Here is a 14,707-nt window from a genome sequence, read left to right as displayed (position 1 = left end):
CCACCGAGCATCCGACAGGTCCGATCGATATGGACGTCGCTCCATCCCCATGTACTGCCAACGAACCAGCACGCCCGCTGACAGCCGGCAAACGCGAATCAACCTGATCGAGGATCAGATGCCCTCTCAGGTCGGCCGATACCAGAACACCCCGGCCAACGCGGCCCGCAACGCGGTGTACGCAGCGCCGGAGATCCGCTTCGGCGCCCGGCTCTCGCTCATCGGCTCCCATCCCGCTCGACCGAGACGGCCGTCACCTCTTAGCTTGTTCTTTAGCCTGAGCGGTGTTTGCGTTCTTCGAACGTGATGGCGCGTTTGGTGGTTTTGCCGACGTCGTGGCGGGTGGCGGGTGGCGCTTTCGGGAGCCTGGTGGGCGTCCGGGGCCGGCTGTCGTGGGTTTCGGTGCACTCTCCGGCCGTGCGGGAGGCTGTCGCACAACTTCCGATCACGAGCTGTCAAGAGGTCTTCTGCCTGCTGTCATGCCGGAAGATCTTGTTCAGGTTGTGCACGGTGCCAAGCAGTTTGATCTCGGCGTCGACGCTGGCGGTGCACGCGGCGTCCGAACTTTTGGAATAGTTGAGCGAACCCGGGTTCGACGAGGGCGCCTCGACGAGCGTAGAGCTGCTTACCGTCGGCAGATGCCAGTCGCGCCGCCATGTCGCGGTGGCCTGCGGGCAGTTTGTGGTCGGCTGTGACGGTCCGGAGCTGGTCGTACTCCTTGGCGATCGATACCAGCAGCGGGAGATCGGCGAGGGCTGCGAAGTTCGCGGTGCTGGCATAGCCGCTGTCGGCCAGCCACGCCGCGACTGCGTCGGTGAGGCCCGCGGCCGCGCAGTTGAGCTGAGCGCGTTTGATGACCGGGATCAGGGCGGTGGTGTCTGAGGGGTTGTCGTGCAACTCGATCGCGAGGAGGACCTGGCTGCGGGCGCAGGCGATCTGCATGTTGTAGCCCTGCACGTATCCGCCGTGTTTGCCGAGCATCAGCCGAGATGCCGGATCGGTGAGTGAGGCCCTGGCGGTCGTCGACGGGACTGGCCTGGGGTTGCGCGCACGGTGCAATGCTGCCTGCGCCCTGGCCAGCCGGGCCTGCTGGCGGAGGACCTTGGTCTTGGCGTCCACGCCGACCGGCGGGCGCCCGTTGGCACGCCGCCGTCCCGCGGCCTGATCCTGCTGCGTGCGTCTGGCGTAGTCAGCCAACCGCTGCTGCTGGCTGGCAGCGGCCTCGGCCAGGCGCTGTTCGGCTCTGGCCACCATGCGCTCGGCAGCCTCGACCTTGATCCGAATCTCGCCGGCTGAGGGCAGGGCACGCTCGTACAGCCGGTCCCGGGCCACGCGGGCTCGTGCAAGGCGATCGCCGAGCCGTGATAACCGACGCGGTCCGCCAATCCTGGATCGTCCGTCGTGATCAGCGACCGCGGCCCCGTCCGTGTCGCACATCAACCGGTCGAGCTCTGCCTCGCCATCGGCGACGATGGCCTCCAGGGCTGAAACGCTTCGGTTGGATGAGCGCGCGGCGGCCGCCCGCATCGGTGAGCCGTCCACAGCCACCGCGGACAGGTCTACCAGTCCACGCTGGTTGCTTAACGCCAGGACCTGCACGAACAGTGCCTTCAGGCCCTCGTGGTGACGGCGCAGGAACCGCGCAACGGTGGCATGGTCGATGTGCTGGTTACCGGTGATGATCCGGCACCCGACGTCATCGAGGCAGGCCGCCTCGATCCTGCGTGAGGTGCGGATGCCCTTGCAGTAGCAGTACAACAGCAATCCCAGCAACACCTGTGGCGGATACGCCGCCGCGCCCTGCCCATCGGCACGATAGCCCCGCAGGAACCCCGACAGGTCCAGCTCACCGACGACCCTCAAGATCTGCCAGCACAGATGCTGCGGCGGAAGCCAATCGCGCAGGTCATGGCACGACGGCGACGGGCCATCAGGGCCGTGAGAGATGAAGTTGTACGCCACGACACGACATGATCATCCACTGTGGTCGCCTGGCTGACGGCAACCCTTGACAGCTAATGATCGGAAGTTGTGCGACAGCCTCGCGGTCTTCGCGCGCAGGTTCCGAAACCCTCGCCACACCCGCGCCGGTGTCAGCCGGCCCTCGGGTGCCGGACGCTCCCACGGCCGGCGCAGATAGGCGGTGAGGTGACGAGCGAGACGTAGCTGGGTGTAGGCAGCGATCACGATCCAGGTCCACCGGTCCGCGGCAAGCGGATCGCGTAGCTTCGGAGCGGTCCAGCCGAGGGTCTGTTTGAAGAACCGGAACGTGTGTTCGAGATCGAACCGGCGCAGGAACGTCTGCCACAGCCGATCCACATGCGACGGCGATGCGTCGACGCGGGAAGACCATAACCACAACGGTTTCGGATCACCGTCGCCCGGTAGATGATCCACGACGAGGCGGATCAGGGTCCCTTCCAGCACCGGCAGCCGCGGCACTATCCGTCCGATACCACGACGCCGAATGGGCCGTGCTGGCCCCGCATGTCCCGGCGGGGACCGGCCGTGGCCGTCCGATCGTCTACCCGCGCCGCGACGTCGTCGACGCGATCCGCTACCTCGACCGGACCGGCTGCCAGTGGGATGCCCTGCCCGCCGACTTCCCGCACCACAAGCTCGTCTACCACTATTTCAAGACTTGGTCTGCAGACGGCACCCTGACCCGCATGCATAACCACCTGCGTGAACAGGTCCGTCAGCACGTCGAGCACCGGGACCGGCAACCGACCGCGGCGCTGGTCGACTCGCAGTCGCTGCGAGGCGCGGAAACCGTCGCACGGTCGGGCCGTGGCTACGACGCGGGCAAGAAAATCAACGGCCGTAAACGCCACATCGCGGTCGACACCTGCGGACTGCTGCTCGCGGTCCCGGTCACCAGCGCCGGCGTGCAGGACCGCGACGGCGCCCGGGCATCCGTCTGGTCTGGGCCGATTCCGGCTACGCCGGCCAACTCGTCAACTGGGCCGCCGCCCAGCTGCGTCTCACCGTCCAGATCGTCACGAAACTCGCCGGGCAAACCACCTTCGTGGTCCCGCACCGCAGGTGGGCGGTCGAGCGCACGTTCTCCTGGATCAACCGATGCCGGCGCACCGTCCGCGATTACGAACGGCTGCCACAACATCACGCCGCGATGGTCCAGCGGTCCATGATCATCATCATGACCCGCCGACTCGCCCGCCACCACCAGACCTGAAACCATTATTTACCAGGGTCTAACGCTCCGCCACCGACCGAGATTAGGCACCCACACCGCACACCCGCCAGAGCCGTCCACGCCGGACATCCACGCTCAGCGCTCCAGCCATCCGTCATCCGTCATCCCGCGTCGACATATAGGGCGCCGGCCCGGTAACGGAGCGCACGTCTACTGCGGGCCGCTCGCCGACAGCCCTGGCTCGCTGCGATTCAAGGCCAACCGGGTCCGACGCAGGGGCGGGCCGACAGCAAAGGCGCCGCCGCGTGAATTCCCCGGTGTACGGTCAAGCGTCTCGTACGTACGGGGCGCCGATTTTCGGCGCAAGGCGCAGCGGTTGCGGAGTCTGAAGGTGCCGGACGTGGTTGTTCTGGAATCCGCTTTGCGGAAGGCTTTGACGGATGCCGCCCGCTTCCTGCCGCAACTGACCCGCCGGGCCGAAGCAGCGTTAATCGCGGACCACCAGCCGATCACCGGCACGGTCATCGTCGATGACCGGCTGGCCGCGAGCTGGTCCCAACCCCAGGCCCGAACCTTCGGCCGTGCCTTGCCGATCCGGCCCAACGGCACCGGGTCCAGACCGGCCAAGGCCCGGCGCACGGCAGCTTCCGACAGTGGATCCGCGAACACCGGGGCCTAATGCGCGAGTAGCCCGATGTCGGACATGCTGGTCGTCCTGAGCGAGCACGTTCGCCGGAAAGGTGCACCCGATTCCGCAACGGATACGACCTGGCCACCCCATCCTTGCAGGTCAGGTGCACCTTCCCCTTATCGCCCTCGATAACTCCAATTCCCCTCGGAGCGGGGAGGTTGGTTCGTGTCGTCAAGTGCGAGACGTCCGGACGGAAGCTCTTGATCGCGATGCCGATAGACTGCCCGGACTCCCGGACTTCTGCCCCTGTTGACCACGGAAGAGGAATGTCCCTTTACAGCGCCCAGCACCTGCAACGACTTCGCGTGATCGTCACGGGGGGCGGCACCGGCGGGCACACCTACCCCGCCCTGACGACCATCACCACCCTGCAGACCCGGCTCGCCGAGAGCGGCACCGAGCCGGAGATCCTCTGGGTCGGGATCCGCGAAGGCATCGAGGCCAAGATCGCGCAGCGGGAGGGCATCCCGTTCCGGGCCATCATCACCGGCAAACTGCGCCGCTCGCCCAACCCGCGCGAGCTGGCCCGCAATTTTGTCGACGCGTTCCGGATTCCGTTCGGCGTGCTGCAGGCGATTGCCACCGTGGCGCGTACCCGGCCGTCGGTAGTCCTATCGACCGGCGGCTACGTGTCGGTGCCGATCGGCCTCGCCGCCCGGATGTTCGGCGTGCCCTACGTGCTACACGAGCAGACCCTCGAGCTGGGGCTCGCCAACCGGATCCTGGCCTGGGCCGCGACCCGAATCCTGCTCAGCCACCAGTCGTCGCTCGATCACCTGTCGCCCAAGGCCCGGGCCCGGGCGGTGGTGACCGGCAACCCGATCCGGGCCGCCGTGCTCGCCGGCCAGCCGACCCGCGGCCTGGCGGCCTTCGGGCTCGACACAGCGCTTCCGCTGCTGCTGGTGATGGGCGGCTCCGGCGGTGCCCGGCAGGTCAACCAGATGCTCACCGGTGCCCTGCCCGAGTTGCTGACCCAGTGCCAGGTCGTGCACCAGTGCGGCGGCATGGACATCGCCGAGATGCAGCAGGTCGCCGCCGGGCTGCCCGGTCATCTGGCCGACCGCTACCGGGTCGTCGACTTCATCTACGACGAGCTGCCCGACCTGTTCGCCGCCGCGCAGGTCGTGGTGAGCCGCAGCGGCGCCGGCACGGTCGCCGAGCTAACCGCCCTCGGCAAGGCGTGCATCCTGGTGCCGTACCCGTGGGCGGCCGGCGACGAGCAGCGCGCAACTGCACGCCACCTGGCCCAGCAGGGCGCGGCCATCATGCTGGAGGGCGACGAGGTCACCCCGCAGCGCCTGGCCGACACGGTGCGGGAGATCTTCGCCGACGAGCCGCGCCGGGCGGCCATGTCCGCGGCCGCCGCCAGCCACGGCAAGCCGGACGCCGCCGACCGGGTCGTCGCCGAGCTGCTCAGCGCCGCCGCCCGGCAAAAATCTTAGCCGGTCGGCGACACGTTCTAGATCTAGATTTCGCCGGCCAGCCGCGCCGGGCGCTCGGGCGGCAGGTAGGTGCGGCGCATCCGGCTGCCAATCCCGCTGAGGATGTCCGACGGGATGGTGTCCGCCCACTCGGCCCACTCCAGGGCCGTCGGCTCGCCACGGTCGCCCGGTCCGAACATCGTCACCGACTCGCCGGCACGGACCGGCAGGTCACCGACGTCGACCACGATCTGGTCCATGGTGATCCAGCCGACGATCGGCACCCGATGCCCGCGCACCCAGACGACCGCCCGGCCGGAGGCGGCACGCGGCACGCCGTCGGCGAACCCGAGCGGCACCTGCGCCAGGGTGGTCTCGCGGTCGGTGACGTGGTGCCATCCGTACGAGACGCCGGTGCCCGCCGGGACCCGCGTGGTGCGCAATACCCGCGCGCTGACGGTCATCGCCGGTCGCAGCCCGTAGACCACGCCTGGCATCGGCTCGATGCCGTACAGGGCCAGGCCCGGCCGGACCAGGGTGAACCGGCTTTCCGGCAGGCGCAGGACGGCAGTCGAGTTGGCGATGTGCACGACCTCCGGCGCCAGCCCGACGGCCAGGGCGGACTGGCGAAACTCGCCGAAGTCGCGCAGCTGCTGGTTCACGCCGTCGTCGTCGGGGGCCTCGGCCACTGCCAGATGCGACCACAGCCCGACGACCCGCAGCGCCCCGCGCTTCTCCAACTCTCGGGCGGCCGACACGACCTGGGGCCACTCGGAGACGGAGGCGCCGCCACGCGACATGCCGGTGTCCGCCTCCAGGTGCACGTGGGCGACCCGGCCATGCCGCTGGGCGGTGGCCGCGATCGTCTCCAGGGCGTGCACGCTGGATGCGGTTACGTTGATCCGAGCGGCGAGGGTGTCCGCGAGGCCGCCGTCCGGCGGGTAAAGCCAGGCCAGGATCGGCGCGTCCACCCCGGCCGCACGCAGCGCGAGTGCCTCGTCGGTAGTGGCCACGCCGAGCCAGGTGGCGCCGTTGGCCAGCGCGGTCCGGGCCACCTCGATGGCGCCGTGGCCGTAGCCGTTGGCCTTGACCACGGCCATCAGCCCGGCGTCGCCGGCCGCCCGCCGCAGCATGCGGGTGTTGACGGCGACGGCCTCCAGGTCGACGAGGGCCTGTGCCATCGGTGCCGCCGGCAAGGGGACAATCGGCTCGTTCCGCGAAGCGCGGACCAGGGTCTCTAAGTGGTGGCTCATCAAGAGGCCCGCGCCGTCCGGCTGCGTACGCCACGGGCCAGCGCAGTGTCGATCAGGATGTCGAGCAGTTCGCTGTACGTGAGCCCGGTGCTCATCCAGGCGGCAGGGAACTGCGAGGCCGGGGTGAGGCCGGGCAGCGTGTTCACCTCATTGAGCACAATGGACGTCTGCCCGTGCGCGGTGTGTACGAAGGAGTCCACCCTTAGCAGCCCGGTGCAGCCAAGCGCCCGGAACACTCGGACCGCCTGGTCGGCCAGATCGGCCGCGACGCGGGGCTCCAGGTCAGCGGGGATACGCAGCGTCGTCGAGCTGTCGTGGTATTTCGCCTCGTGGCTGAGGAAGTCGTACGAGCCCGGGTCCATGTGGCTGTCCACCGGCGGCGAGGGGAGCACCCGCCCATCCGGGAACTCGAGCACGGAGATGCCGATCTCGGTGCCCGGGACGGCCCGCTCGACCAGCACCTTCGTGTCCATCTTGAAGGCGGCGGTGACCGCCGCATCGAGGTCGGCCCAGTCGCTGATCCGAACGACCCCGATGCTCGACCCGCCGGAGTTCGGCTTGATGAAGACGGGCAGCCCGAGCCGCTCGCGGTCCTGTTCGGTTAGCGTCTCGTCGGGTCCGCGCAGCACAACGCCGTCGGCGACAGAAACACCGACCGCGCTGAGCACGGCCTTGGTGAACTCCTTGTCCATACCGACCGCCGAGGCGCCGACGTCGTTGCCGATGTACGGGACACCGAGCAGGTTGAGCAGGCCCGGGACGGTGCCGTCCTCGCCGACCACGCCGTGCAGCACCGGGAACACCGCGTCGAGCCCAGCGAGCGCGGTGACCGCCGAGGCCAGAGTCTGGGCCCGTGTGCCGGCGAACTCACCGGTCAGCGCCTTCAGCGTGGCGCCGTCGAGTTCGGCCGGGGTCGCCTCTCTGTCGGCGATCCGCCACGTCCCGTCCTCGGCGATGCGCACCGCCACCGGGTCGATCCGCTCCCGGTTGAGGTGAGTCAGCACGCCGGCCGCCGAGTTGCAGGAGATTTCGTGCTCGGTGTTCTGGCCTCCGAAGAGCACCCCGATGCGGATCCCTGCCATCAGCCATTCCCTTGCGTCGCGGCGTGCGCGGGGTCCGAAGCGCCCTCCGCCACCAGTTGTTTCGCCACCGCCTGCAGCCCGAGCGAGTTTGAGCCCTTGATCAGCACGACGTCGCCGGCCGCCCAGCGCCGGTGGATCAGCGCGAGCGCCGCCGCGGCATCGGGCACGTGCTCGACCTCGACGCCGCCGGCGGACGCGGCCGCGGCGATGCGGCCGGCGTCGGCGTTGCCGACCCCGATCAGATACCGCACGCCGGCGTCCGCCGCCGTGCCGCCCAGCTCGGTGTGGTGCCGCGGCGAGTCGGCGCCCAACTCGTTCATCTGGCCGAGCACAGCGAGCAGCCGCCGACCCTGGGCCAGCGCCGCCGCGGTCTTCAGAGCGGCCGCGGTGGAGGTGGGGCTGGAGCTGTACGCGTCGTTGATCACGGTGATGCCCGGCTCGATCTCGCTGACTTGCATGCGTCCCTCGGACGCCCGGGCGGCGCTGCTCAGGGCGTCGGCGATCAGCGACACGTCGTCGGTGAATGCCAGCGCCGCCGCGGCCGCCGCCAGGGCGTTCGACACATAGTGCTCGCCGATCAGACGCATCGCCACCGCAGACGAGCCGGCCGGTGTGCAGAGCAGGAACGATGCCCGCCCGAGAGCGTCCACCGTGATGTCCTCGGCCCGGACGTCGGCGCTCGCGCCATAGAAGGTCACCGGCGCCGCCGACTTCGCGGCCATCCCGGCCACTCGGTGATCATCCGCGTTGAGCACTGCGCGGCCGTCGGCCGGCAGCGCCTCGATCAGCTCGGACTTGGCCTTGGTGGTGATCTCCAGGGTACCGAACCCGCTCAGGTGCGGCGTGCCGATGGCCGTGACGATACCGACCCGAGGCTGGACCAGCCCCGCGAGATAGGTGACGTCACCCACGTTGCGCGCGCCCATCTCGCTCACCAGGAAGCGCGTCTCGGCGGTGATCAGCGACACCGTCGAGGGCAGCCCGATCTCGTTGTTCAGGTTTCCCGGCGGGGCCACGGTCGGGCCGAGCCGGCTGAGCACCGGTCCGAGCAGGTCTTTCGTGGTGGTCTTACCGACCGAGCCGGTGACGCCCACGACGGTCAGGCCGGTGGCCCGTATGACCAGGGCGGCGGCGAGCCGGCCCAGCGCGGCCCGCACGTCCTCGACCACGACGGCGGGCACCCCAACCGGGCGGCTGCCGAGCACCACGGCCGCGCCGTCGGCGACCGCGCGGGCGGCGAACTCGTGGCCGTCGACGTTCACGCCCGGGAAGGCGGCGAACAGGCCGCCGGGCTCGATCAGCCGGGAGTCGTACCGCACCGGAGCGGTCACCACGGCGTTCGGGTCAGCGTCGCGAAGGGTCCCACCGACCGCGCTCGCGAGTTCCGCTAGGGTCATAGTCAGCATATGTGCTCCGTAACGGGCTGGTTACCGATGGCGGCCATATGTGCGGCTCCTCCCGAGTGATAGCGCGTCGAGGCAACAGAGTGGTGCGCGAAAGTCGATCTTTGGCGCTCGCCCCTTGACGGATATGCGTGTCAAACCGGGTGATAGTTGGAGCAAATCACCGGATTCTCGACGCGATGCGACGCGGGGGTAACTGTGCGTCGACGCACAATGTCGTCCTTCCGATCAAGGGTTAGCAATAACGTCTGAGGTAGACGTATCGGTGTCTTGAACGAGAGAAACTCGACTAACGTTCACGCTCGAAGCGAACGAGGATTGCCAGCACGAGAGCTGTGACGCCGTGTGGGCAGCATGGGTCTATAAAGATCTGACTCTGGCGCAAAATGGGCCGTCGATGCGATCGGTCCAAGCGAGCAGAATTCTCTGGCGGATTAGTGCGTCGTCCCTTAAATGGGTGACTATCGGGTGAAGCCGTCTTTGCGTGATGATTCGTGTTGTAGGGGTCGTCGCGTGGAGGGCGGTTGATGTCGTGCCTGCTCTGGTCGTTGCTCGTCCTGTCGTGGACGACGAGGAACAGGCCCGGGTGCGGAAGGTCGCGGGAGCGCGGCACGCGCCTGCGGATTGGGTGCTCCGGGCGCGGATCGTCGTCGCGTCGTGGGACGGGTTCGCGGTCTCGGAGATTGCGGTGCGAGTGGGTGTCGTGGCACGAGTGCCAGTTGACCGCGTTGACCAGCCCGTTCCCTGCGCGGTCGCCGCCTGGGCGGGCACGGCGGTGCCGGCCGCCAGCACAAGGCCGGTCAGTGCGGCGACCAGGGTGTGGGCGCGACGCATCAGCGAGCCCCGGATTCGGTGGCCGGGAATCGCCCCGCCAGCCTCCGGGTCGCGTTGGCCACGATCGACTCCGGTGCGGAGTCCACGGAACCGGCCTGGTAGGGCGGTTCCGGCGCGTATTCGACGATCAGCTGGACGGTCTGCGCCGCCTCATCGCCGGCGATCCGCCCGGCCAGCGTGAGAGCCATGTCGATGCCGGCCGACACCCCGGCCGCGGTGGCGTAGTGGCCGTCGATGACCACCCGCTGGGTCGACGGCTTGGCGCCGAGCCGGGCGAGGTGGTCGAGGGCGGACGAGTGGGTCGTCGCGCGGCGGTTGACGAGGAGTCCGGCACCGGCCAGGATCAGCGATCCGGTGCACACCGACGTCGTCCAGTCGCTGGTCCGGTCGGCAGCGCGCAGCCACTCGTCCAACGGGCCGTCGGCCATCTGGTCCTGCTGACCGGGGCCGCCGCCGATCAGCACCACGTCGGGCCGCGGCACGTCGGCCAGGCTCGCGACAACGTTGATCGGCAGGCTCTTCAGGTCATTGGTGATCAGGCCCGATGCTCGGCGACCAGGACGACCTCGGTGCCGGGCAGACGTCCCAGCGCCTCGTACGGCCCGATTACGTCCAGCAAGGTGAATCCGGGGTAGAGAAACGATGGCGACCTGCACGTGTGTCCTTCCGTTCACCGGTGGCCACGTACCGGCCGGCCGGGTAGGACCTGCTCTTGCAACCGGCTGTCGCGGACGACCGCCTCGCCGGTGACGAACACGTGGTGGCGGCCCGTCGAGGGGCGTACCGAATGCCGATAGGTCGCGGCGTCGGTGACCCGTTCCGCGTCGAACACGACGACATCCGCGTCGCAGCCGGGCTGGATCCGGCCCTTGCGCCGCATCGCCGGTGCGACCTGCTCGATGACGCGGGCCAGTCGCACGGTGCATTTGGCGATCGCCTCGGGCAGGGTGAGAACCCCCGACTGCCGCACCGCCACTCGCAGCGTGCGCGCGAAGGTGCCGGCACTGCGGGGATGTGTCCGGACGAGCGCCGGTGGCGGCCACCGCAGCGGGTCGCAGGCGTGACCGTCCTCGACGACGAACGGCACGGCGTCGGAGGCGATGACGGTGTTCGGCAGCGCGCAGATCCCGGCGATGCGGTCGGCCGCGCTGTCCTCGTCGAACATCCGGATGAAGGCCAGGCCGGACGGGTCGGTGGCGCACAGTTCGCGAAGCCGGTCGGCCGAGGCGACCGTCTCACCGGTCCGCGCGTAGACCACGTCGCGGGGTGTGCCGGTCACGCCCAGAACGTGCAGCCGATCGGGATGGAAGTAGCCGGAGCCGATCGCGCTCATCCCGGCTCCGTACGGGTAGGCCTCGCTGGTCACTCTGGCCCCTCGGCACCCCCGGACCCGCTCGACCAGCGTCTGGACCCGCGCCAGGTGCCTGGTCGACGTCGAGTTGATGTGGCAGTAGTGCATGTGCGCGCCGGTCTCCCCCGCCACCCGGGTCAGCTCCTCGGCGCCGTCGACGACCACGCCGGGTCCTGTTCGACCAGTGGCCGCGCGTGCGTGAACGTCGGCACTCCGACCGCCGCGGCCAGCCGGGCGACCTCGAGGAACTCGGCCGGATCGATAGCCGGGGCGTATCCGGATGCCCAGCCCCGGCGGCCAGCTCGCGTTCCAGTCGCCCGAGCAGCTCGGCCCGCTGGACCGGCGAGGCGGGCGTACGCCACACATCCGACCCGAGCACGTCGAGGGGTCCGGACGCCGCGGCGGGCGGTGGCCGGCCGCCGACGACGTGCCGGTGCAGCAGCGACCACGAGACCGAGTATCCGTAGTTGACGGGCCGGCCCTCGGCCGCGGCCCGGGCGTAGGCGGCCGACGCCGGTACGGCGCCCGCCTCCAGCTCGAGGGCGGTGGTCACGCCGTCCAGCGCCTGCAACCGGCCCTCGCCGATGGCTGCCCGTGACTGTGCAGATCGACGAACCCGGGCGCCACCACCAGCCCACGCGCGTCCAACTCGGTCCGGCCGCCCAGACCGGCGGACGCCACCGCGGCGATCTTGTCGCCGGTCAGGGCTACATCGCGTACGCCGTCCAGCCCGCTCGCCGGATCGATGACCCGCCCGCCCCGGAGCACGAAGTCGTAGGTCGTCACGCGGGCACGGTGGCCCGGCTGATGAGGTCGTTGACGTGCCCGGCCAGCCGCCCGACGGCCTCGTCAGCCGAGGGCACGCGTGCCGCGTAGTCGATCCAGCTGTGCACCTGCTCGGCATCGAGCTGCACGGTCACCGGCACCCCGGCGTCCCGGAGCCGCCGGGCGTAGTCCTCCTCGGCCGACCGCAGCAGGTCGTGGCCGGCGATGACCAGGACCGCGGGCGGCAGGCCGGCCAGCGAGGTAGCCCGGCCCGGCAGAGCGTACGGCGACCCAGCCGCCGCCTCCGGCGACACGTACTGCCGCAGGTAGAACCGGAGATCGTCGAGGGTGACCCGCAGGCCGTCCTGGAATGCCCGCATGCTGGCCGTGTCCAGGTCGTCGTCGGTCGCCGGGTACATCAGGACCTGCGCGTCGATCCGCAGGCTGTCTCGTCCCGGGCCTGCAGCGCGACGCAGGCCGCCAGGGCGCCGTCCGCGCTATCCCCGGCGATGAGGAACGGCAGGTCCGGGTGCAGCACGCCGCCCCACACAGCGGCGTCGTAGGCGTCGGCGAGCGGGGCCGGGAACGGGCGCTCGGGCAGCATCCGGTAGTCGACCGCGACGATCACGGCTCCGGTGTCCCGGCACAGTCGTCGCGTCACCAGGTCGTGGGTGTCGAGGTCGCCGGTGATCCACGCGCCGCCGTGCAGGTACACGATGACCGCGGTGGGCCGCTCGGGACGGTAGACGCGTACCGGTATCGGACCGCCGCGCCCCGGCACCTGCTCGCCGGCGACGTCGTGCACCGCGACCGAGGGGGCGTACCGGGCGAAAACCGCGATCGCGTCGCGCATGTGATGCCTGTGGCCAGGAACGCGAAGATCTGCGGCCACCAGGTCTCGATTGCGGTGGCGAGGCGGTGCAGTTCGGGCAGCTCAGAGGCGGCGTAGCGGGCGTAGAGGCGGTACAGTAGCTAGCGGACGCGTTCGCGGTCGGGCTGGGTCCGGGCAGTCAAGCAGGTCTTTCTTTCGCGTTCCAAGCGGCGAGGATGGGGCTACCCGATCGCGCTGGGCAGCGACTCAAGAGTCGTCGACCAGGTGGTCCACGTGCTTACCGCGCATCCGGGTGGGTCAGCCGGTCACGCATCCGCCATTCCGGATCACTCGCACGGCCGCGGCGCCCGCGACAGGTGGGGGTCGTCCGGCGGCGGACCTCGGTGACGGCCCGGTTGGCCAGCTGCAGACGAGAAATTGGTCGACGACCAGCAACGCGTGCGGCAGGACCTGCCGGATCGCGGACTTGAAGACCATGCACATGTCGATTGCTACCGCGTTCACCTGCTCACGCCACGCCAGTGGGCGTTGCTCAAGCCAGCCGGTGACCGCTGCCGTGCTCCGGCCTTCGACCTGTGCCAGCAGATCAACGCTCGCGGTAACGTCGTTCCGGACGTCTCCGACTCATTGGTGGCCCGGATGATGCTCGCGTTCCTCGCCTCTGGCACGGGCCTAAACACCGGGCCGGCCTTCGATGTCGATGGCCGCATGGAGTTCAACTGAGCTGGCCAGGGCCGGGCCTGTCCGCGAGGCTTGGCGGTGTCGTCCACAGCAGATCACCGGCGCGGGTCGCGCGGCGGGAGAGATCAGGTAGCACGGTATGGTTGTCGAAGACCTCCACCAGTGGATCACGCTCACCCGCCTCGGCCAGTGCCCGCTGGATCCGCACGGTCAGTTGGATCGCGTCGGCGTCCGCGGCGGCCAGGACGAGGAAGAACCGCTTCGGCGACGGATAGAGGGTCGCGACAATCGGCACCCGCCACGCACGCCACAGCTGCAGAGCACCGGGGCAGCTCAGAACCGCGATGCTCGCCGCCTCTTCCACCTTGTCGGCCGAACCGGACCAGCCACCCCGGAAATGGTCCTCGCCTACCACCTCGAACGGCAACGTCACGTCCCGCAGCGGCGCGTGAGGCAGCCTGGTCGCGAAGCTCTCATCCCCCGCGTTCCGTAGCAAACTCTGAAACAGGACGGCTTCTTCCTCGGTGATCTCGAAGTATCCCGCGTGGACGGCGAAGGCAAGCGTCCTCACCACTCCCGAAAGCCAGCCTTCAGCAAGCCAGACACGTGCCAACGCCACGAGAGCGTCTGGTGCACTCCCGCTGACCCGCAACAGCAACCGGTGGATGGTCATCGACAAGTCGGGCTTAGCGTTCCGATCACGGATCATGCACTAGGAACGGCATGCGGCTCCGTCCTGTTCACCGTCGACCGAAAGTGCCAACGCCCGGCGCGCGACATCGATCAGGGACGACACGATTGTGTCCAGCTCGATGGTCCTGGACAAGTGCTCGGCGGTCACCTCGACGATGCCAGACGATGCGTGCGCCTGTCCGGCCGGTCACGAGCGGACAACCCGATCCAGCTTGGACGGTGCTGGCTGTTCCGGTTCAACACCGCCGCCGCTATCGAGACCGGCGACTTCCGCGACGGCCTGGCCGTCGGCCCGCTGGTCGTACCCAAGGACGGCGACCAGCCGTGGATCGCGCCGTCGAGCACCCGTGCAGAAATCGCTCAACGCCTAAGACCCTGGTAAGTAAGGGTTTCCGGCCGTCGGTACGAGGCGAAGATCGATGTCTTGTGCGCGCCTGTACGGCGTGGTGTCGTGACATGGGGAAGGGCCTTCAGTACGAGCGAAGGTGACTAAACCAGCACGACCGAAGGCCCAACCCTGTCTGTATACCTTGCCGCGGGGGCC

The 14,707-nt window shown here is 69.3% G+C and carries 14 protein-coding genes and 2 pseudogenes; 4 read left to right on the top strand and 12 right to left on the bottom strand.

Annotation, left to right across the window (positions count from 1 at the left end; all coding sequences use genetic code 11):
* Positions 1–477: 477 nt before the first annotated feature.
* Together QSK31_RS47635 and QSK31_RS47630 are read right to left on the bottom strand one after the other, a co-directional pair.
* Positions 478–1,962 carry a transposase gene (locus QSK31_RS47635; RefSeq protein ID WP_285691819.1) on the bottom strand — a complete coding sequence of 495 codons (1,485 nt, stop codon included), beginning with the start codon at positions 1,960–1,962 and terminating at the stop codon, positions 478–480.
* Positions 1,963–2,043: 81 nt separating this feature from the next.
* Positions 2,044–2,433 (bottom strand): annotated as a pseudogene (locus QSK31_RS47630) (NF041680 family putative transposase); the annotation flags it as partial.
* On the opposite strand from QSK31_RS47630, the gene QSK31_RS49090 reads away from it, so the two are divergent.
* From QSK31_RS49090 to QSK31_RS47615, 3 genes are all read left to right on the top strand, one after another.
* Positions 2,331–3,152: an IS5 family transposase gene (locus QSK31_RS49090; RefSeq protein ID WP_352244823.1), complete on the top strand. Its 822-nt coding sequence runs from the start codon at positions 2,331–2,333 to the stop codon at positions 3,150–3,152. The pseudogene QSK31_RS47630 and the gene QSK31_RS49090 overlap by 103 nt on opposite strands.
* Before the next feature lie 405 nt (positions 3,153–3,557).
* Entirely contained in the window at positions 3,558–3,836 is a 279-nt protein-coding gene (locus QSK31_RS47620) for a hypothetical protein (RefSeq protein ID WP_285691817.1), read from the top strand.
* Between the two features lie 278 nt (positions 3,837–4,114).
* Positions 4,115–5,290, top strand: coding sequence for a UDP-N-acetylglucosamine--N-acetylmuramyl-(pentapeptide) pyrophosphoryl-undecaprenol N-acetylglucosamine transferase (locus QSK31_RS47615; RefSeq protein WP_285691816.1), 1,176 nt, complete (start codon positions 4,115–4,117; stop codon positions 5,288–5,290).
* 23 nt (positions 5,291–5,313) lie between these two features.
* Here the strand turns inward: QSK31_RS47615 and alr are convergent, their stop codons facing one another.
* The 10 genes and pseudogenes from alr to QSK31_RS47570 all read right to left on the bottom strand — a co-directional run bounded on the left by alr (position 5,314) and on the right by QSK31_RS47570 (position 14,179).
* On the bottom strand, positions 5,314–6,450 hold the full coding sequence (gene alr / locus QSK31_RS47610) for an alanine racemase (protein ID WP_285691815.1): 1,137 nt from the start codon (positions 6,448–6,450) through the stop codon (positions 5,314–5,316).
* A 71-nt stretch (positions 6,451–6,521) separates the two neighbouring features.
* Positions 6,522–7,604, bottom strand: a complete 1,083-nt coding sequence (locus QSK31_RS47605; protein WP_285691814.1) for a D-alanine--D-alanine ligase family protein — start codon at positions 7,602–7,604, stop codon at positions 6,522–6,524.
* A complete protein-coding gene (locus QSK31_RS47600) occupies positions 7,604–9,010 on the bottom strand; it encodes a UDP-N-acetylmuramoyl-tripeptide--D-alanyl-D-alanine ligase (RefSeq protein ID WP_285691813.1) in 1,407 nt (468 codons plus the stop codon). The genes QSK31_RS47605 and QSK31_RS47600 overlap by 1 nt, the downstream gene beginning before the upstream one ends.
* Before the next feature lie 830 nt (positions 9,011–9,840).
* A complete protein-coding gene (locus QSK31_RS47595) occupies positions 9,841–10,323 on the bottom strand; it encodes a DJ-1/PfpI family protein (protein ID WP_285691812.1) in 483 nt (160 codons plus the stop codon).
* A gap of 188 nt (positions 10,324–10,511) precedes the next feature.
* The gene (locus QSK31_RS47590) at positions 10,512–11,357 is read right to left on the bottom strand and encodes an amidohydrolase family protein (RefSeq protein WP_285691811.1); all 846 of its coding nucleotides are present in this window, start codon (positions 11,355–11,357) and stop codon (positions 10,512–10,514) included.
* Between the two features lie 384 nt (positions 11,358–11,741).
* Complete coding sequence (locus QSK31_RS47585; RefSeq protein ID WP_285691810.1) at positions 11,742–11,978, bottom strand: hypothetical protein; 237 nt, start codon at positions 11,976–11,978, stop codon at positions 11,742–11,744.
* Complete coding sequence (locus QSK31_RS49085) at positions 11,975–12,376, bottom strand: alpha/beta hydrolase fold domain-containing protein (RefSeq protein ID WP_352244820.1); 402 nt, start codon at positions 12,374–12,376, stop codon at positions 11,975–11,977. Before QSK31_RS49085 ends, QSK31_RS47585 begins: the two co-directional genes overlap by 4 nt.
* A complete protein-coding gene (locus tag QSK31_RS49080; RefSeq protein WP_502873130.1) occupies positions 12,376–12,717 on the bottom strand; it encodes an alpha/beta hydrolase in 342 nt (113 codons plus the stop codon). The genes QSK31_RS49085 and QSK31_RS49080 overlap by 1 nt, the downstream gene beginning before the upstream one ends.
* A pseudogene (locus QSK31_RS49390) lies at positions 12,615–13,377 on the bottom strand (ISL3 family transposase); the annotation flags it as partial. The pseudogene QSK31_RS49390 and the gene QSK31_RS49080, both read right to left, overlap by 103 nt.
* Positions 13,378–13,504: 127 nt before the next feature.
* Positions 13,505–14,179: a hypothetical protein gene (locus QSK31_RS47570; protein ID WP_285691809.1), complete on the bottom strand. Its 675-nt coding sequence runs from the start codon at positions 14,177–14,179 to the stop codon at positions 13,505–13,507.
* Positions 14,180–14,296: 117 nt separating this feature from the next.
* Here QSK31_RS47570 and QSK31_RS47565 point away from each other — a divergent pair, with 117 nt between their 5' ends.
* Complete coding sequence (locus QSK31_RS47565) at positions 14,297–14,545, top strand: YrhB domain-containing protein (protein WP_285691808.1); 249 nt, start codon at positions 14,297–14,299, stop codon at positions 14,543–14,545.
* Positions 14,546–14,707: the final 162 nt, after the last annotated feature.

This window comes from Actinoplanes sp. NBRC 103695 (genome assembly GCF_030269485.1).
Classification (GTDB): Bacteria; Actinomycetota; Actinomycetes; order Mycobacteriales; family Micromonosporaceae; genus Actinoplanes.
This window is presented reverse-complemented; position numbering and strand designations above follow the sequence as displayed.